Origin of the sequence: Neobacillus paridis (assembly GCF_016765675.1) — a bacterium.
GTDB lineage: Bacteria > Bacillota > Bacilli > Bacillales > Cytobacillaceae > Neobacillus > Neobacillus paridis.
In genome coordinates this window covers 22,571-41,802 of record NZ_JAESWB010000247.1, presented here as the reverse complement: position 1 = coordinate 41,802, position 19,232 = coordinate 22,571, and the positions used below count along the sequence as shown (strand labels likewise).

The 19,232-nt window shown below is 39.3% G+C and carries 21 protein-coding genes; 5 read left to right on the top strand and 16 right to left on the bottom strand.

Translation table 11 applies throughout. From position 1 onward, the window contains the following. Window positions 1-66: 66 nt before the first annotated feature. The 5 genes from JK635_RS16690 to JK635_RS16670 form a co-directional block, all read right to left on the bottom strand. Window positions 67-501 (bottom strand): BrxA/BrxB family bacilliredoxin, encoded by a 435-nt coding sequence (locus tag JK635_RS16690; RefSeq protein WP_202655093.1) that lies wholly within the window; start codon window positions 499-501, stop codon window positions 67-69. Between the two features lie 47 nt (window positions 502-548). Continuing rightward, window positions 549-1,685 carry a conserved virulence factor C family protein gene (locus tag JK635_RS16685; protein ID WP_202655092.1) on the bottom strand — a complete coding sequence of 379 codons (1,137 nt, stop codon included), beginning with the start codon at window positions 1,683-1,685 and terminating at the stop codon, window positions 549-551. A gap of 113 nt (window positions 1,686-1,798) precedes the next feature. Beyond that, window positions 1,799-3,691 carry an ABC-F family ATP-binding cassette domain-containing protein gene (locus JK635_RS16680; protein ID WP_202655091.1) on the bottom strand — a complete coding sequence of 631 codons (1,893 nt, stop codon included), beginning with the start codon at window positions 3,689-3,691 and terminating at the stop codon, window positions 1,799-1,801. After that, window positions 3,691-4,326 (bottom strand): HD domain-containing protein, encoded by a 636-nt coding sequence (locus JK635_RS16675; protein ID WP_202655090.1) that lies wholly within the window; start codon window positions 4,324-4,326, stop codon window positions 3,691-3,693. The genes JK635_RS16680 and JK635_RS16675 overlap by 1 nt, the downstream gene beginning before the upstream one ends. 40 nt (window positions 4,327-4,366) lie before the next feature. Next, entirely contained in the window at window positions 4,367-4,897 is a 531-nt protein-coding gene (locus JK635_RS16670; RefSeq protein ID WP_202655089.1) for a hypothetical protein, read from the bottom strand. A 217-nt stretch (window positions 4,898-5,114) separates the two neighbouring features. Between JK635_RS16670 and metA the strand changes: the two genes are divergently transcribed. Together metA and JK635_RS16660 are read left to right on the top strand one after the other, a co-directional pair. Continuing rightward, window positions 5,115-6,023, top strand: coding sequence for a homoserine O-acetyltransferase MetA (gene metA / locus JK635_RS16665; protein ID WP_202655088.1), 909 nt, complete (start codon window positions 5,115-5,117; stop codon window positions 6,021-6,023). 95 nt (window positions 6,024-6,118) lie between these two features. After that, on the top strand, window positions 6,119-6,331 hold the full coding sequence (locus tag JK635_RS16660) for a DUF3892 domain-containing protein (protein WP_202655087.1): 213 nt from the start codon (window positions 6,119-6,121) through the stop codon (window positions 6,329-6,331). A gap of 32 nt (window positions 6,332-6,363) precedes the next feature. Here JK635_RS16660 and mntR read toward each other — a convergent pair whose 3' ends face one another. The 7 genes from mntR to JK635_RS16625 all read right to left on the bottom strand — a co-directional run bounded on the left by mntR (window position 6,364) and on the right by JK635_RS16625 (window position 15,589). Further along, on the bottom strand, window positions 6,364-6,786 hold the full coding sequence (gene mntR / locus JK635_RS16655; protein WP_202655086.1) for a transcriptional regulator MntR: 423 nt from the start codon (window positions 6,784-6,786) through the stop codon (window positions 6,364-6,366). A 198-nt stretch (window positions 6,787-6,984) separates the two neighbouring features. Continuing rightward, window positions 6,985-9,171, bottom strand: coding sequence for a type IA DNA topoisomerase (locus JK635_RS16650; protein ID WP_202655085.1), 2,187 nt, complete (start codon window positions 9,169-9,171; stop codon window positions 6,985-6,987). A gap of 44 nt (window positions 9,172-9,215) precedes the next feature. Then, window positions 9,216-10,955, bottom strand: coding sequence for a thiol reductant ABC exporter subunit CydC (gene cydC / locus JK635_RS16645; RefSeq protein ID WP_202655084.1), 1,740 nt, complete (start codon window positions 10,953-10,955; stop codon window positions 9,216-9,218). Further along, complete coding sequence (cydD, locus tag JK635_RS16640; RefSeq protein ID WP_202655083.1) at window positions 10,948-12,672, bottom strand: thiol reductant ABC exporter subunit CydD; 1,725 nt, start codon at window positions 12,670-12,672, stop codon at window positions 10,948-10,950. Before cydD ends, cydC begins: the two co-directional genes overlap by 8 nt. After that, the gene (gene cydB, locus JK635_RS16635) at window positions 12,672-13,685 is read right to left on the bottom strand and encodes a cytochrome d ubiquinol oxidase subunit II (protein ID WP_202655082.1); all 1,014 of its coding nucleotides are present in this window, start codon (window positions 13,683-13,685) and stop codon (window positions 12,672-12,674) included. The genes cydD and cydB overlap by 1 nt, the downstream gene beginning before the upstream one ends. A 1-nt stretch (window position 13,686) precedes the next feature. Further along, window positions 13,687-15,090 (bottom strand): cytochrome ubiquinol oxidase subunit I, encoded by a 1,404-nt coding sequence (locus JK635_RS16630; protein ID WP_202655081.1) that lies wholly within the window; start codon window positions 15,088-15,090, stop codon window positions 13,687-13,689. 229 nt (window positions 15,091-15,319) lie between these two features. Further along, window positions 15,320-15,589, bottom strand: coding sequence for a hypothetical protein (locus JK635_RS16625; protein WP_202655080.1), 270 nt, complete (start codon window positions 15,587-15,589; stop codon window positions 15,320-15,322). Between the two features lie 267 nt (window positions 15,590-15,856). Between JK635_RS16625 and cspD the strand changes: the two genes are divergently transcribed. Beyond that, complete coding sequence (gene cspD, locus JK635_RS16620; RefSeq protein WP_042355328.1) at window positions 15,857-16,057, top strand: cold-shock protein CspD; 201 nt, start codon at window positions 15,857-15,859, stop codon at window positions 16,055-16,057. A 67-nt stretch (window positions 16,058-16,124) separates the two neighbouring features. Here the strand turns inward: cspD and JK635_RS16615 are convergent, their stop codons facing one another. Together JK635_RS16615 and JK635_RS16610 are read right to left on the bottom strand one after the other, a co-directional pair. Beyond that, entirely contained in the window at window positions 16,125-16,310 is a 186-nt protein-coding gene (locus JK635_RS16615) for a zinc-finger domain-containing protein (RefSeq protein WP_202655079.1), read from the bottom strand. A gap of 22 nt (window positions 16,311-16,332) precedes the next feature. Next, entirely contained in the window at window positions 16,333-16,989 is a 657-nt protein-coding gene (locus JK635_RS16610) for a reverse transcriptase-like protein (protein ID WP_202655078.1), read from the bottom strand. Between the two features lie 168 nt (window positions 16,990-17,157). On the opposite strand from JK635_RS16610, the gene JK635_RS16605 reads away from it, so the two are divergent. Then, window positions 17,158-18,078, top strand: coding sequence for a DMT family transporter (locus tag JK635_RS16605; RefSeq protein WP_202655077.1), 921 nt, complete (start codon window positions 17,158-17,160; stop codon window positions 18,076-18,078). Window positions 18,079-18,166: 88 nt separating this feature from the next. On the opposite strand, the gene JK635_RS16600 is transcribed toward JK635_RS16605, so the two are convergent. Together JK635_RS16600 and JK635_RS16595 are read right to left on the bottom strand one after the other, a co-directional pair. Beyond that, a complete protein-coding gene (locus JK635_RS16600) occupies window positions 18,167-18,457 on the bottom strand; it encodes a DUF6123 family protein (RefSeq protein ID WP_235888175.1) in 291 nt (96 codons plus the stop codon). Window positions 18,458-18,474: 17 nt separating this feature from the next. Continuing rightward, entirely contained in the window at window positions 18,475-18,966 is a 492-nt protein-coding gene (locus JK635_RS16595) for a divergent PAP2 family protein (protein WP_202655076.1), read from the bottom strand. 84 nt (window positions 18,967-19,050) lie between these two features. On the opposite strand from JK635_RS16595, the gene sspL reads away from it, so the two are divergent. Beyond that, entirely contained in the window at window positions 19,051-19,188 is a 138-nt protein-coding gene (gene sspL / locus JK635_RS16590; protein WP_202655075.1) for a small, acid-soluble spore protein L, read from the top strand. The last annotated feature ends 44 nt before the right edge of the window (window positions 19,189-19,232 follow it).

Sequence of the window (19,232 nt, the reverse complement as noted above, 5' to 3'; positions counted from 1 at the left end):
CCAGATAATATTGATATTTATTTCATAAATTAAACTGAGGGACGCCGTGAGTTCGTCCCCCATAAGTTAACAATGTTCTTCTAACGCCCCGAGCACATTTTGCATTACTGTTTCCATCTCCATCCCTTCAATATCATGCCGTGGAATAAAATGAACTACTTGTTTCCCTTTCAGTAATGCCATTGAAGGAGAGGAAGGCTCATAGCCTTCAAAATATTCACGCATCTTCGCTGTTGCTTCCTTATCCTGACCGGCAAACACCGTAACAAGATGGGTCGGTTTTTTCTTACTGTTTACTATAGCCTGAACTACTGCAGGGCGAGCTAATCCAGCGGCACAACCACACACAGAATTTACCACGACTAGAGTTGTTCCATCTGCATTTTCCATAAATTTTTCGACGTCCTCTGCCGTCGTTAATTCTTCAAAGCCGGCATTTGTCAGCTCTTCACGCATCGGCGAAATAATTTGTTTCATATATTCTTCATAGGCATTTGACATTAATACTTCACTCCATTCTTGTTTTTAAGAAAATCAACTTAAAGCAATTATGCTTCTGTCTTTCGTGCTTCGGTCATTTGCTTCCAAACGGAGCCCTTGGCGGCTTGGCCGCCTTCTATTCTTTCGATAGCCATTTTAATTTGCATTCTGACTTCAAATTCGGGATCATTTTCGGCAGCTTTTAATGCCGGAAGTGCTCGTTTATCTCCCACTTCATATAGAAACATCGCTGCCCGCCAGCGCACTATTTTACTGGAATCCTGCAATGCTTCCATCATTGCCGGAACAGCTTCAATAAATCCTAAATCGGACAGACAATCTCCAGCTGTACGGCGGACTGTAACGGTCCGATCCTTGAGGGCGCGATACAAGAGAGGCAGTACAGCTTGATCTTCAATCATCCCCAAGTAAACGGTGGCCAGCCGGCGTATCGAAGGTTTTTCATCCGCTAAAGCCTTTTCAAGAACAGGCAAATCGGCCAGTTCCGGATCATCCATTTGCTCCAGCAGCTGGTAGCGAACCCGCCAATCAGGATGGTTTAAGTCTTGGACCGTTAGTCGTTTGCGGCTGCGTTTAGGTTTTTGTTCTTTAGTGCCGTCTTTTGACTGTGCTTTTTTTACAAGTTCCTTTAATCTTTCAAGTGGATAGGCGGCAACGAGTTCCTCAACAACCTCTTGCCCAACCTGATCGATGTCACCGTATCTCACTCCTATATTTTTCCATTTGCGCAGCAATATATAATTATCCTCAGGCAGTTGGGCCTTCTCTCTTTCTTTTAAAAAGTATTCCGGCATGCCGAACCGCTTTTCCTGTGTACCATCCGTTAGTTTGACTTGCAGCGGAATTCCTTTAAACATTTGAACTTCCACTTTTATTTCCCCAAAGTGATCGGTAACAAGGTTCTGGCTTTCCTCTGCTTGAGTTAACTTTTCACCAAACGCCTGACGAACTTTTGGCAAAATTTGCTGCCAATCATATTTTGCATTTCGCTCAATTGCCAGGAAGTCGGCAACATGGTAGACTCCCTTAACACCCTCTATAGACAGGATAGCTTGGATAACTGGAGGAGCATCCGCAGCCGTTTCTTTTTTATAGTTATGGCTTCTACCCATCGGCAGCTCATGATCAAGAATAATTTTCATCGTATTTGGACTTGGCGTTGGTTCTATAGACTTAATTCTCAACACAATCACCTTATTCTCATGTATTCATTAACAAGTTTAACATATTGAATATCATTAATTCATGTAAGATGCCTGATTTAAATGAAAAAGCACGTCTTTCATGACGTGTATATTCATTCATTTTCGGCAAGCTCCGCCAAATAGGTCCAGCGATCAATTAACTGGTCCAGCCTTTCGCTTATTTCTGCCTCCTGCTTCATTAACTCCTGTAAACTTGCAAAATCACTGCCGGATGCCGCCATTGCCGCTGTGATCTCTTCCAGCTGCTCTTCTGTCCGGGCAATGACTCCATCAATCTCTTCCCATTCTTTCTTCTCCCTATAGGTCATTTTCTTCTTCTTTTTTTCTTTTTCCGGACCCTTAGGAATTGGCGCAGCTGTTACAGCTGCTTTATTCGCCTCAATAGCGATTACTTTTTCAAGGTATTCACTATAATTCCCATAGAAAGACTCTATTTGCCCTTCACCTCTTAAAATAAGCAACTGTTCGGCAACTTTATCTAGGAAGTAGCGATCATGAGAAACTGTTATTACGACTCCGGAAAACTCCTCGAGATAATCCTCAAGCACTGTCAATGTCTCGGTATCCAAGTCATTCGTAGGCTCATCCAGCAGCAAGACATTAGGGGCTGTCATTAAAATTTTCAATAAATACAAACGGCGCTTTTCCCCGCCTGAGAGCTTCCGGATTGGAGTACCATGGGTGGAAGGCGGAAATAAAAAACGTTCCAGCATTTGGGCGGCAGAAATCGTCTTCCCATCCGATGTTTCCACAACTTGGGCTGTTTCTTTCATATATTCAATCATCCGCTTATTCTCATCCATATCTTCGCCTTCTTGGGTATAATAAGCGATTTTCACGGTTTGGCCCATATTATACTCACCCTCGTCGAGCGAAACTCGTTTAGCAAGGATATTTAAAAAAGTTGATTTTCCGGTCCCGTTGTTCCCAATGATGCCAATTCGATCCCCGGGTTTAACCAGTAAATCAAAATGATGTAGAATGGTTTTGGCACCATACCGCTTCGTTGCATCCTTTAATTCAAAAACCTGTTTACCTAAGCGGCTCCCTGATAAGGCAATATCAAGCTTGTCCGTTCCGGGTTTTCCAGTCGCGAGCTTTTCATCAAGTTCATTGAAGCGTTGAATTCTTGCCTTTTGCTTTGTCGACCTCGCCTGAGCACCGCGGCGAATCCATTCCAGTTCCCGTCTGTAGAGGTTCTTTTGTTTTTCATAGGTTGCCACCGCGTTTTCTTCGCGAACAGCCTTAGCCTCCAAAAAGGCAGCGTAATTGCCCTTATAGCTATAGAGCTGCCCCTTGTCCAATTCAAAAATACGATTGGTTACCCTATCAAGGAAATAACGGTCATGGGTAACAAGTAAAATCGAGCCCTTATATCTGCTTAAATATTCCTCCAGCCACTTGACCGATTCAAAATCAAGATGGTTGGTAGGCTCATCCAAAATGAGCAGATCCGGTTCAGCAATGAGGACCTGTGCCAAAGCAACCCGTTTTTTTTGCCCGCCGGAAAGAGTACCGACATGCTGGCGAAAATCCGTAATCCCCAATTTTGTTAAAATCGATTGGGCATTTGTGCTTGTCTCCCAGCCATTTAGAGTATCCATTTGTTTCTGCAAGTTAAATAATTTTTCCTGAGTCTCAACGTCATTCGGTGAGCTGGCCAGTCGCACCAAGGTATTTTCATATTCTCGTACTAGCTTAAGGATAGGAGCCTCACCAAGGAAGACTTGCTCAAGAATCGTGCGGTCGACAGCAAACTCCGGCTGCTGCTGAAGGTAGGCGATTGAATAGTCTTTTCCCATTATTATTTTTCCGGAATCAGGCTGGTCCAAACCGGCTACAATCTTTAATAGCGAAGACTTTCCCGTTCCGTTGACACCAATTAAACCTACACGTTCTTTTTCCGCAATTGTAAAGGAAATTTCCTGAAAAAGCTGCTTTTCTCCGTATGTTTTGCTAACGTTTTCGACAGTGAGCATCTTCATTATCTTATCCCATTCCATTCTTGAAAAAATTGATCTAAAAAGCGCTCCATCATTTTTTGGCGGCTTTCAGCCATTGTTCGAGCTGTTTCAGTATTTAATAAATCTTTCAATTTCAACAGTTTTTCATAGAAATGATGAATACTTGTTGATTTCCCTTTCCGGTATTCCTCCAGGCTCATTTCTTGTCTAACCTGAAGTTCTGGATTATAGATTGGTTGTCCTTTTTTGCCTCCATAAGCAAAAGCCCTGGCAATTCCAATTGCACCGATTGCGTCCAAACGGTCCGCATCTTGGACAATTTTTGCTTCGGCAGAGGTAAGTTCACTGCCATGCCCGCCCTTAAAGGAAATGGTGCCGATAATTTCTTTAATATGTTGTTTCGTTTGTTCATTTATTGATAACGTCTGCAAGAAGCTATCAAGCTTTTGTTCTCCTTTTTCAACAGTTTCATTCAGTTTTTCGTCAGCTATATCATGAAGAAGTGCCGCCATTTCAATGATAAATGGGTCGCCAGATTGTTCCTCGTGTGTAATATATAATGCATTTCGCCGAACTCTGTCTACATGATACCAATCATGACCTGTCGCATCTTCAGCTAATTCTTGGCGGACAAAGCTCTCTGTTTGCTCGATCATTTCCCTGTTCACCTTTTACACCTGCTTTCATCCTCATATCTTAAATGGTAAATACCTGTAACTCCTTTAGAGTCTTAACGATAAAATCAAGCATCTCGATTAAATCATCCATTTGTTCTTCCCTGATTAGCCGGGCAAAATCAATGGTCACAATATGTTTTACCTTTTGCGGTTCCTCGAAAGGCTTATACTGAATTGTTTGTGTAATTTTTCTTGTTTCTCCCCATATACCGGAAAACAACTTTTGAATGGCTTGATAGTTATCAGCAACGTGATGATGTATTAAAAAGAATTCCAGTTTAACCAAACAGCCTGCCAATTTTTCTGACATGGAGCTGGAAAGCAGCTCAGCTGCCAAATTATCAAGCGTTGCAACCAATTCTATCTGTGCAGAAAGATGATGATCTATATCTTCGGGAAGGGTAAAACGAACCGAAAACTCTCGAGACAATTTTGCAGAGTTAATTATATCATTTCGGTCGGTAATTATGATTTCTCCATTTAGATCCCGATCATATATTGCCCCTTCAATCACTACCTTCATGTTATCAAAGGCTGTTGGATCAAACATATCACTTTTCTACTCCTTCGTTTTCTTTATTTAGAACTGCTTTGTCCTTTTAGGAAATAAGGCATTCATTCGAACAAGTAAATAGAGTAAATTATCATCTTTCCTGAAATATCAATAATGTTTATAATAATAATATTGAATATTTATATTATTCATTCACATTGACCTATTAAACTTATTTAGGTGAATGAACGAAAAATGAAAGGAGTCGGTCCATTTGCCTATTAACATTCCAAAATTGCTGCCGGCACGGGCAATTTTAGAACAGGAAAATATTTTTATCATGGATGACGAACGAGCCACCAGCCAAGACATCAGACCATTAAACATCTTAATCTTAAACTTGATGCCTGAAAAAGAAAAGGCGGAGACTCAGCTGCTAAGATTGCTGGGAAATTCACCATTACAAGTGAATGTGAACTTTCTAAAAACCAGCTCATATGAGTCGACACATACGAGTAAACAGCATCTTGAACAATTTTACACTACTTTTGCAGAAGTGAAAAATCACAAGTATGATGGGATGATTATAACGGGAGCCCCCGTTGAATTATTGGAATTTGAACAAGTGAAATATTGGTCGGAATTGACTGAAATCATGGAATGGACGAAGGAAAACGTTACTTCAACGTTACATATTTGCTGGGGTGCCCAGGCAGCTCTTTATTTCCATTATGATATCGGAAAATTTGAGTTAAGCCGAAAATGCTCAGGAATCTATCCACATCGTGTTTTTGAAGCGAACGATTTATTACTGCGGGGATTTGATGACCAGTTTTTCGCTCCTCATTCCCGATATACAGATGTTTCAATCGAGGCAATTAAAAATCATCCTAAGTTAACACTGTTAGCTGCCTCAGATGAAGCGGGCGCCCTTTTAATTTCCTCAAAAGACCGCAAACATGTCATGATTACCGGTCATTTGGAATATGAATCCGATACTTTGGCACAGGAATATCAAAGAGATATTGAAAAAGGTCTCGAGATTCATGTGCCGGAAAACTACTTTCCCAATAATGATCCCAATCAGCCGCCGATTAATCGCTGGCGTTCTCACGGACATTTATTCTTTTCAAATTGGCTAAACTATTATGTCTACCAGGAAACACCTTTTATTTGGAGGTAAACAAGCATCGGAAAAATTTTTCCGATGCTTTTCTTTTGCAAGTGGATTAAAAAATAGAAAAGATGAAAAGCTAGAAGGGAAAGGTGGAATATTTGGTGGAAACAATTACAGCACTGCATCGGAATTATTATGGCAAGATTATTAGTTTTATTACCTCTGAAGGCCGGGTCATTTCTTATCAAAAAGCGATAATGGAAGCGGAAAAAGGTTTACTTGCCGGTGTTCATGTTGAGATGGGACCGGAGGGTAATCCGTGTTTACTGCCCGAGCATGAGCAAGATTTTGATCATTATCCCAACCTATTTTAAAAGCACCTGGCGATTCTGCCAAGTGCTCATTCCTACCCATTTTCATTGTGTTTCTGAATTTCTTTTAAGGCATCAATCCGCTTTTCATCTTCTTCAAAAAATTGCACCAGATCACCAATCCGATCAATGGAATCCCAGCTTAAATGATGCTCAATTCCTTCGACATCATTATAAATATTTTCATCCTTGACACCGATAATTTTCAAAAATTGTTCCAGTAATTCATGGCGGAACACTAACCGTTTGCCAATCTTTTTTCCCTTTGCAGTTAAAACAAGTCCTCGATATTTTTCATAAACTAAATATTCATCTTTATCAAGCTTTTGCACCATTTTCGTTACTGAGGAGGGATGAACAGATAGCGCTTCAGCAATATCAGAGACACGAGCATATCCTTTTTCTTCAATTAACATATAAATTTGCTCTATATAATCTTCCATACTTGGTGTGGGCATCCCGAAGTCCTCCATTACTCATCATCATTAAAAGTTTACTATAGAACCATAAGAGTGACAAGGCTCTTTATCACACTAATATTGGTCTAAAGGTCATTTTTTTATTGTCCCGCTTTCAAATAAGAACTTCAGGTTATAGCCGATTTCATCGAAAAAAACCCTGGCATTAAAGTCTTTACCGTTATTTGTAAATCCTTGTTAATTTTCACCCTTAACCTTTTGCTTTTCAGGAAACTCCATCTTCCAACTAAAATATTCGTTATCAGAATTTTTTTCATAACGTAAATAAGCATCAAACTTATTCCCTTTTTTACTAGTTAGTCCTTTAACCAAAACGACTCCATTTTTTAAAAGGCTTTTTACCATTGTTTTTGTTGGTTTCTTTTTCATCGATGCTAAATATTTATCATTTTTCCAAATGACAAATTTACAGCCATTTTTCCAGTTGCTACATCCATAACCTTTTTGTCCCTCAATAATTCCATGCCCACAAAGAGGACATTTGCCAAGAACCTCCATTGATTTCTTTTTATTTGATACTTCATTAATAATGATGTCTTTTTCATTTTTAATTGTTTTAACAGCACCTGTTGTAAAATCAAAAATTAAGTTCAAGAAACTTTCCTTTTTAAACTTTTGCTTTTCAATATCAGACAATGTTTTTTCCAATCTACCAGTGAATTCTAAATCAAATAATTCCTTTACTGGAAATGTGTCAACTAACTTTCTGCCCAGTTCCGTACAAATTAAATCTTTATTTTGAGTAGCAATATAGCCAACGTCTTTTAGCTTCTTTATTGTTTCAGCCCTTGTAGCTGGTGTACCTATACTATAACCACTTAAAATAGCAGCCATCATTTCTTCACTATCATCATCCTCTTTGTCTTTACCCTTGCCGCATGTTTCCATTACTCTTAATAATGTTTTTTCTGTATGGTGCTTTGGTGGTTTTGTCACATGAGAAGTCAATTTGTGGTCTTCAATACTTACGACCTCATTTATATTCACTAAAGGTAGAATAGTATCCTTCGATTCGATTTTCTCAACCTTTTTCCATCCTTCAACTAGCTGTACTTTCCCTTTTGATGTAAACAGACCTTTTATTTCATCATTATTAACTTTGGTGATAATTTTAGTTTCTTCATGTTCAGCAATCGGCATAAACTGCATTATAAAGCGATTTTTAATAGCATTATAAACAATTTCTTCATCCCCCGATAACGATTTCGGAAGTAAATACGTTGGAGTAATCGCACTGTGACTTTCTACCTTAGAATTATCAAAAACACGTTTCTTTTTCGCAAATGTAATTTCATTTTCATATGGCAGTCCTTTTTTTAGATTACCCAGTACCTTAGCCGCCTTATCTACTAAACTTTCTTCCAATACTACACTGGCCGTACGTGGATACGTAATATATTTCTTTTCATAAAGAGATTGAGCCACTTTCAAGACTTTATCAGAAGTCCAACCTTTATATTTATTTGTTATAAAACCTTGTAAGTTTGAAAGGTTAAATAAATATGGGGGATATTCTTTTTTAAGTTCAACTTTTTTGTCTAAGATTGTGGCTGATCGATGACTTAGAGCTTGTTGTATTAATTCCAAAGTTTCCTTATTCTTAAATTTATCCTCTCCATCTTCCATATATGTCCCTTCGTACTCTTTACCATCTTTTGTTTTAAATGTAGCCGCTAATTTAAAATAATCTTCAGGTACAAAGTTTTCGATTTCTTTATCTCGATCATAAATAATTTTTAGCGTTGGCAGTAGCACTCTTCCAATGTTCAGTGCCTTTCCAGAACCCTTCTGATACTTCAAGGTTGCCACAGAAGTTAAATTAATGCCAATTACCCAATCAGCCCACTGACGGCTAATACCAGCGTCTAGGAGAGGCCTCATTTCCGTATTTGGCTTTAAGTTTTGGAGTCCTTTTAACACTTCATCCGGAGTCCATTCGTTCAATAATAAGCGATAAACTTGTTTTTTTGTCTTGAGATTATAAATAATCGTATCGCCAATGACTTGTCCTTCACGATCATAATCACAAGCCTGTATCACTGAATCTACATCATTTCGTTTGATTAAGCTGTATATAATTTTCAACTGCTTTTTAGCACCAAGATCTTCTTTTTCTTTATTACGAGGATCACTTTTTACTTTATAGCGAAAATGGGAAGGGATAAATGGGAAGTTTTCCATTCTCCACCTTGCCTTTCCCACATCGTAATCCTTCACATTGTAAAGTTGTAATAAATGTCCAAAAGCCCAAGTAACAATATAGTCTTTACCTTCAAAGTATCCATCTTTTCTATTCTTTATATTTAACGCATCCGCAATATTTTTTGCGACGGATGGTTTCTCTGAAATAATTACACTAACCATTTTATACCTCCATTCCCTCATTTTTTAGGGTGGTATCAAAGGTTTTAGTAAAACGGACGGTCTAAGCTATATAATCGCCGATACCGTTCTTCGCTCTCTAACAGCTGTTTATGACTGCCTTCCATGACAAATTTCCCTTGATCGAGAAAGAGAACACGATCTACTTGTTCAACACCAATTAAATGGTGCGTCACCCAAATAATCGTTTTATCCTTTAGTGTCGTAAAAATAGTAGATAACAGTTTAGATTCGGTAATTGGATCAAGACCGACTGTCGGTTCATCCAATATAACAATCGGTGTATTTTGCAATAAAATTCTGGCAAGTGCAATCCGCTGACGCTCTCCTCCCGAAAAACGCTGCCCTGTTTCCTCCATGATGGTATCATAACCGAGCGGAAGCTGCTTAATCATCTCATCTAACTGTACCATCTTGGCAACACGAATGACATCATCATCACTTGCCGCTGGATTTCCCAGACGGATATTATTCAAAACCGATGTATTAAATAAATAGGATTTTTGGTTTAAAACACTAATATATTTAGTGATTGATCCGCTTAAATTGGTTAGATTCCGACCATTTATTTTAACTTCGCCACTAGTTGGATGAATGGCGCCATGCAGCAAGTGTAACAAGGTTGACTTTCCTGTGCCGCTTCTGCCGATAATAGCAATTTTCTCTCCTTGGGAAACGGTTAGATTCACTTCATTCAGGACCGGGAGATCTGGGGAGTAACCGAATGTCAGCTTATTGATCTCGATCAGTTTATCACAGTTTGAGAATAACTCCACGTCATCAGCAGTGTGATTTTCTTCGGTTATTAATAAGGCTTTACTTTCTATTGTATCCAGCCGCTTTAGGGAATCTTGGTAGGTGGTAATATCACTAACGACACCTGCAATCGGCAAAAAGGATTCCATTAAGGAGAGAGCAGCAAGTCCAAAGGCAGCAATGAATGGCGGAGTAAGCAGCTCTTTAAGTGTAAAATCATTAGCCCAGTAGATGACTCCGATAACAATGAAACCCAGTACAAGCTGATTGGCGACATCACGCCAATTTATAAAGGATTGTTTTTTTTCTTCTATTTGGAATATCTGATGTTCTTGTTTTTTCACTTTTTCAATTAATTGTGAAGAGTGACCGCTAAGGATCCAGTCGCTAATACCGAAAATGCCATCGGTAAATTTATAATAGAGTTCATTTCTGTTCTTCTTTAAATGTTCATTTTTGGCTTTTGTATAGATCAATGAAAAGAGCGGACCGACAAATAACAATAAGCCAATCATGATTGCAAGAAAGATTGCAAATGGTATAGAAAACAAATCAGAACAAACAACGATGATCGCATAAATAATTAAGGAAACAAACGCAGGAATGAAGGTCTTTAAATAGAAATCTTGGATATGTTCAATATCATTAGCAAGTACCCCGAGAATGTCTCCGGTGCGAAAGCGTGAGCGTACAAAAAAAGCTTGAGGCTCGATCACTTTGTACAACTTCACACGCATCTCTGAAAGGATTTTTAACACTAACGAGTGCCCTGATAACCTTTCAACATAGCTTAATACCGCCCGGCCAATACCAAAAGCGCGGACACCAACAATCGGAACATACACCATCAAGATGGATTCAGGCCGTGCTGCCGATTTAGAGATTAAATACCCCGACGTAAACATAAGGGCACCACCAAAGAGAATGGTCAATAGGCCAAGAAAGATTGAGAGGACAAAGAAAGTTCGGTATTGCCGTATATAAGGCCGAATCCAGTTCTCCTTACCCATGTTGACCATCTCCTTTCTGCGCTTCTACGAGTTGATAATAATAGGATTTGTTTGCGATTAACTGTTCGTGTGATCCAATTTCGACAATACGGCCTTGATCTAACACAATAATTTGATCCATATCCAACATCCAATGCAGACGATGAGTGGCAAAGAAAACCAGCTTGCCGCTAAATAGTTTTAACATCGTTTCCTTTAATTCTGCTTCCGTTTCAATATCTAAATGGGCAGTAGGTTCGTCAAGCATAATAATCGAGCGGTTCCCCAAGAAAGCCCGGGCTAATGCGATTCGTTGTTCCTGCCCCCCGCTTAAGCTGCGGCCGCCGTCCCCAATCACGGTTTCCAGCCCTTGGGGCAGTGATTGGATTACCTCCTCAAGTCCAGCTTTCTTGGCAGCTCTAAGCACGTCGTCATCTGCAGCCTCCGGTTGGTAAAAGCGGATATTGTTTAAAACCGTGTCATTAAAAATATATGGATGCTGCGGTATATACGTAACTTGCTGCTGCCAAACGTCATTGGATAGTGTAGAACTCTTTTCTCCATTTATCCAAAACTCTCCTGATGAAGGTTCAAGAAAGCCGCTTAACAGATCAATTAAGGTGGATTTTCCCGCACCACTTGCCCCAATGATGCCAATTTTTTGGGGGCCTGAAACGGTAAGTTCAATATCTTGAAGACCACCTTGTTGATGATCAGGAAACTGTAAATTTACATGTTTAATAGCTAAACTGCTTGATGTATTCCAAACTGGTAAAATCTTATGATCGTGATGTTCTGATTCTTGGGCAATAATTTCTGCTATCTTTTTACCGGCATTTTTGCCATCGAGAGTAGCATGATAATCAGCCCCCAGTTCCCTAATCGGAAGGAAGAATTCCGGTGCCAAAATAAGAATCGTTAAAGCCGGGTGCAGCTGGACCGTACCATTTATTAATCCCAAGCCTAAGAAAACGGCCACGGTAGCAACCGAAAGCAGAGTAAAAAAATCAAGCGCAAAAGACGATAAAAAGGCAATTCTCAGAGTTTTGATCGTGGCCCGTCGATAGGCTTCACTGACACTATTAATCTTATGAACATGTTCTTTACTCAATCCGAGGTATTTGAGGGTTTCTAATCCCCTAAGCGAGTCGATGAAATGATTCGAAAGCAGATGAAATGACTGAAATTGCCGGTCTGCCTTACTTTTTGCTGCAAGTCCAAGGAGTATAAGAAACGTCACCAGAATTGGTAAAGTTACTACTAATATTACCGCTGACTGAACGCTAACCTTAAAAATAAACAAAACAATGACCATAGGAATAATGGCCATATTCATCATTTTTATTAAATAAATTTCCAAATAGTGACGAAACTTTAAAATTCCTTCCATTACTAATGTAACTGTCATTCCCGACCCCTCTTTTCGGATGAAACGAGGACCTAAAGAAATTAGTTTTTGCAATAGTGCATCACGAAAGCATTCACTTGTATGTGCAGCAAAATGAAAGCTAATATTTTTTTTCCACACAGATAGCAGCTGGCGAAGGACAAGTGCTATAAGGAAAATGATTAATTTAACGACCACAGTACGAAACAAATCTCCTCTATAAAGAGAGGAGATTGCATTCGCTAAATAATAGGCCTGTACAATGATCATTCCACATTGCAATATCGTTAAAACCGCTAATTTAATTAAAACTGGTGTAACTCCTTTATAGGTGAATATCGCTTTGTCCATTAGTAGGTTAAATGCTCCTTATCTGTTACCCGTTTACGGAAAATATAGTAACTCCAGACTGTATAACCTAACACAAATGGAAGGATCGTAACCGCAACAATTGTCATGATTTTGAGAGAATAAGCTCCACTGGATGCATTGTAGACTGTCAAATCAAAGGCTTTATTGATCGAGCTGATCATGACCCGCGGGAACAGCCCGACAAATATCGCCGAAACAGTAAATGCCAAACCTAGACCAGACATTGTAAATGCTAACCCTTCCCGCTTTTTCGAGACAAAATAGTAGGCTAAGGCATATGCCAAGACAATTAACACCACTAACGCCAGCTCCGGAACAAGATGGACGGTGAATATATCAGTCATGATCCAGGACAGGACAACAAAAATGGCCAATGCTCCCAGTGCAGCCAAGGCAACCTTTTTGGCAAGGCTGGCCGAGCGGCTTCTAATCTCGCCATCCGTTTTCAACGTCAAGAAGTGAAGGCCGTGCAAGAAGCATAATATTGTTACGGTTACACCGCCCCATAGGGAATAAACGTTGATAAAATCGGTAAATCCGGGCTGCATATTCATATCTTTTTGAATTGGCATGCCTTTGAGCATGCTGGTAAATAAGACACCAAGTAAAAATGGCGGCAGAAGACTGCTGATAAATATGACCCAATCCCAAATATTTGTCCAACGTTCATTCTTGATTTTTCGCCGGAACTCGAATGAGACTCCGCGCGCGATTAAACAAAGCAAAGCCGCAAACAGAGGCAAATAGTAGCCGCTGAACATCGTGGCATACCAGTGTGGGAAAGCCGCAAAAATAGCTCCGCCGCCTGTTAACAGCCACACCTCATTCGCATCCCAGAACGGCCCGATGGTATTGACCATAACTGAACGTTCTGTTTGATTTTTAGCTACAAAACGGGTTGACATGCCTACCCCAAAATCAAACCCTTCCAGGAAGAAGAAACCAATAAATACCACTGCGATTAAGACAAACCATAACTCGCTTAACTCCATCTTAAGCACCTACCTTAAATGGATCTGTTGAAAGTTTATCATCTATACCCTGTACTTCTTCCGGACCCTTTTTGATTTCCCTGATTATTAAATACACCATTACACCAAGAAGAATGGTAAATACCACTAGATATATAATGGTTGAAAATAGCACCATCCCAGCAGGGACATTCGGCGAAACAGCATCGGCGGTGGTCATTAAACCGAATACAGACCATGGCTGCCGTCCAATTTCTGTCATCAGCCAGCCAAAGGTATTGGCCAAATATGGGAACGCTATTGCCGGCACCAAAAACTTCAAAAATGTAGAACTTGCAACAAGCCGGTCCCTTTTCCAGAGGATTAAACCAATGATTGATAAAAGAATCATCGCTGCTCCAAAACCGACCATCAGTCTAAAGCTCCAATAGGTGGTCTTTACCGGAGGGATATAATTTGTTCCCTCACCTACGATTGAGTCATACTTTTCAGTATATTCCTTTTGCAGTGTTTCCATCCCTTTAAGTGAACCTTCAAATTTCGAATAGGATAAAAAGCTTAAGGCGTATGGAATATTTAGTTCAAATTTATTTTCCTGTTTCTTAGTATCAATTAAAGCAAAAAGAGACCATGGCGCAGGATCAGCAGTATCTTTCCAAATCCCTTCTGCTGCAGCCATTTTCATCGGCTGTGTTTTGACAAGATACTGGGCTTGTGTGTGACCCGTAAGAGCAACACCAATACTGCCGATTAGGCCAATAATTATAGCCAATTTCATGGACTTTTTGTAAAAAGCAATATGACGTTTTTTCAATAAATTATAGCCGCAAATTCCGGCAACAAAGAAGGCCGCAGTACATAAGGCACCCGTAAAGACATGTGGAAATTCGACAAGTAATTGGCCATTCGTAATTAAGGCCAAAAAGTCATTCATTTCCGCACGGCCGTTTTTCATTGCAAATCCAACCGGAACCTGCATAAATGAGTTGGCTGTCAAGATCCAAATTGCCGATAAAGTAGTACCAAGGGAAACCAGCCAAATACAAGCCAGATGGACCTTTTTCGACAAACGGTCCCAGCCAAAAATCCACAATCCAATAAAAGTAGATTCCATGAAAAAGGCCAAAAGTGCTTCAATAGCCAACGGAGCACCGAAGACGTCCCCAACAAATCGGGAGTAATCTGACCAGTTCATGCCGAATTGAAACTCTTGAATAATTCCGGTAACTACACCAACGGCAAAATTAATTAAAAATAAATGCCCCCAAAACTTTGCCATTTTTTTGTAGAGTTCATTTTTTTTCACGACATACATGGTTTCCATAATTGCTACCATAAAGACAAGTCCAATGGAAAGCGGAACAAAGAAGAAATGGAAAATCGTTGTCGCGGCAAACTGAACCCTTGCCAAAAAAAGCGGATCCACTAATAACACTCCCTTTAGATTATTTGATTATTATGTTAATAAAATTATGCACCCACAAAAAAGCCGATTTGTTTTTAAATGTGATATTCCTCACATTTATCTTATCAAAGATAATCAAAGAAAGTGCTCTAATTTTTGTCAAATTTGTTACAATATTAACATGATTCCTAGTTCAACCAAAACAGGGTGCCTCAATGGGCACCCTGTTGAACCTCTTGCACTTATTTTTTTAACTGACCGAATCTTGATTGTACCAATATTCTTCTGAAATAATATTTGATACGGTTAATATAAATGATGGGATTGTTTCTACAGTAAAGACAATAGCGCCGATCTTTTTTGTAAAAATGATAAAGGCATCTCCATGTGAATATTTCGACAGTTTCTCGCCTATGTGAAGGAGTGACATCAAAATCATTTGCCGTTCGTCAGCATCAATGGAAAGCTTTGGAGAAAATCTTAAAACCCATTCATCTTTTTCAATTGAAAAGCGATACATGGATCCCCACCTCAATATTTAGTCATAATCTAACATATGAGGGGCCTCAATTACTTTATGTTAAATGTTTTTGAATCCAGAAATCTCCTCAATAATATTTGTAAAAATCTTCAGCGTTCCTTGACTGGCCTTTTTTCTTATTGTATATTTAAAGCATCATGTACACAGATTTAACAATGAAACAAAGCGTTGGTAAACGTGACATGGTAATATTTTACTTTGGCACTATATAGGCGGTGCCGCGAAAGGCTTAGGAGGAAGAAGTACATGCAAAACGGTAAAGTTAAATGGTTTAACAATGAGAAAGGCTTTGGTTTTATCGAAGTCGAAGGCGGCGACGATGTATTCGTACATTTTAGCGCAATCCAAGGTGAAGGCTACAAATCATTAGAAGAAGGCCAAGAAGTTTCTTTTGAAATCGTCGAAGGAAACCGTGGACCTCAAGCTGCTAACGTTGTAAAACTATGATCCATTTATAGATTAGACAATTAAGGGTCGACAAATGATGTCGACCTTTTTCTATATTGTCTTGTCATTAAATCAGTTTTTTTCCATATTCCTTTAAAGTTGCACCAACTGTACATTGTGAAATGCAAAAGCGATGGGCAAGTCTCCTGCCGCCTTCCTGTTTCAAATACCGATGTAAAAAACAGCCCTCACAATATTGAGCCATGATCGATTCCACTTGTTGAAGAACTTCTTTCCTGACTGTTGGTTTCACTAATTTTCCTACCCCCCGCTTATCAAAGTATCAACATTTTAGAGAAGACTTCTTTTCCCTCTAATGCCTGGGTTGCCAATTTATCCGCTTCTTTATTGTCCTTTCTGGGAATAACCTTGTAGACTGGTTTCAGATCCAATGCCTTGATTTTTTCCTCAATCCGGTCAAGCCATTGGTTCAGCACTTCTTCGTAGCACGGCCATTCACCTTCCAACTGCTTTAATAATCCCTGAGAATCACCCTTAAATTCACATGGCAAATGGCGAACGCCTAAATCTTCCAGTATATTTAAGGCATAGTAAAATGCTGCATATTCCGCCTCATTGTTTGTATCCATTTCCTCTATTAACTCATTAGCACGTATGCGATATTTCTTTTTCCCTTGTTTAAAATAAATGACCACGCCAATCCCGGCCTGATTGGATTCTCGATTAAATCCGCCATCAAAATAGACGGTAACTTCATGCGGATCCTCCTCAATTTCGACAACCAGCTTTTTCATTTCCTTTAATATCCACGATGTCCCTTTTTCATCATAAAAATACAATTCACTGGCCTTACCGCCAGCTTCTAATTCTTCTCCCATTTGAATGGCATTCATTCCTGAAATCCATTCCGAAGAGCAGTGAACTTTTTGATTATTTTTTAATTTATACTTCCATTCCAGTCTGAATTTCATTTTTTTCAGCCTTTCATAATTTACCGTTGTATTTTATTATAGAATATTTTCTATACACTTTGTTATCTTACCCAATTATGCAAATTATCTGCAAACTTATCATAATCATGATAAACTTTCCATATTGCATTAGAGAAAGGTCAACATTTATGGAGGTAAGAACATAAAATGAGGAAATCAATAATCGCCGATATTAGCTTACTTTTTGTAGCCCTTATTTGGGGAATGACTTTTGTATTAGTTCAAAAGGCAATCGACTTTTTACCACCAATTGCCTTTAACGGAATCCGCTTTTTAATGGCGGCTTTATTACTTGTTCTATTTCTTATGTTCTTTAACAGAGGACAATTAAAACAATTTGATTTCAAATTGGCAGCTGCCGGATTTTTCATTGGTTTTTGGTTGTTTCTCGGATATGTCAGCCAAACAATCGGGTTATTATATACCACTACCTCCAAGGCCGGGTTTATTACAGGTTTGAGCGTGGTATTAGTCCCCATCTTTTCTATGGCTGTTTTAAAACAATTTCCAAGCAGAAATGCCATTTTCGGAATAATGGTAGCAACACTCGGGTTATTCCTATTGACAATGACTGACGTTACAGCAATTAATATTGGCGATGGATTTGTCTTTATTTGTGCCATAAGCTTCGCACTACAAATTATCTTTACTGGAAAGTTTGCCCGCCAATATCCAACGATGCTGTTAACAGTTGTTCAGATTACAACCGTTGCCATTTTATGTATCGTTTCATCCTTTATTTTTGAAGATTGGAAACAGTCTCTCCGAGCCGATATTTTACTATCAAAGGAGGTCATCATCGCATTAATTGTCACAAGTGTATTCGCTACGGCGATTGCTTTTTTTATTCAAACAAAATTCCAAAAATATACATCCGCCACAAGAGTTGCCTTAATTTTTGCCATGGAGCCTGTCTTTGCGGCAATCACCGGATATTATTGGGCTGACGAAAGATTAACATCTAGCGCCATTATGGGCTGCAGCCTTATCTTTATAGGGATGATCTTGGCTGAATTGCCTGCCAAGAAAATTCCGCTGCTGCAAAAAAGTAAAAGTATTGGAGGGTAGCAAAAAGACGATCTAAAGGCTATGGTGTCAGGGCCCTCAATAAATTAGCGGTGCCTGACACCATTCGCGATAGCTTTGCTTTAGGCTGTTAAATGGCCAGCAATACATTCTCTTTAACAAACTTAAGAGCATCTTCTCTGCTATTGATGTTATTTGTGATAAACGTTTCCAGTAACGAAACATAGAAACTGCCATCGAAGCTTTTTTGGGCTTTAAGCGTCACTTCAATCGCTGTATTGATGATTTCATCGGAAGCATTGGTATAATGTTTTCCAAAGTAAATAAAGCCAATGGCATCTTCTTGTAATTGAAAGCCCTTTCCTTTTAAATAGTGCAAATAATCTTCCACTGTCCGCACTTTACTTACATCCCTCTCCATTCAATCTGCCAATCCCTTTAAAATCTTATCGTAATTTTTGCTGATTTTCTATCCTTTTTTGTACATTTATGGCCGATCATCCCTACTAATATTCCAAGCAGCGCACCGCCTAATACTTCTTCTGGCTGATGTCCCAGCGCTTCCTTTAACTTTTTTGGCCCATTCTGTTTAAATTTGACGCTCTCGTCTTTATGAATTTTCTCAATGAATTCATTAAGAGAATTAACTTGTAATGTTAATTCACCCGTCTGCCTTCGTACCCCTTGGGCGTCATACATGACAATCAACCCGTAAATAAGCGATAAGGCAAAATCAAAAGTCGGCATCCCTTGTTTTAAGGCAATGTATGTTGTTAACGTAGAAACCCCGGCAGAATGGGAGCTGGGCATGCCCCCGGTACTGAAAAATAGATCCGGCCGCCACTCCCTTTTTTTTATATAATGAAGCGGGATTTTTATTGCTTGAGCAAGCCCTATACTTAAAAGGGACAAATAAACCCCTTTGTTCATTCTGAATCACCTCTGCCCTTATTGTTGAGAAAGTTGAGTTTTATTATACGAAACGGAAATACTAATCAAGCGGGAGGTGACAATATGGGTAAGAAAAGCAAAAATCGCGGTGTCAAAGCACCAGGTGTGAATCCACAAGGTTACGGACAGGATGCAGAATTTTCCGAGGAACCGAAAAGCAAGCTGGAAAACAGAGCGAAAAAGTCTAATACCAAAATATAGCACAAACGACAAACTGGCTGTCTTCCTAGACAGCCAGAACTCAC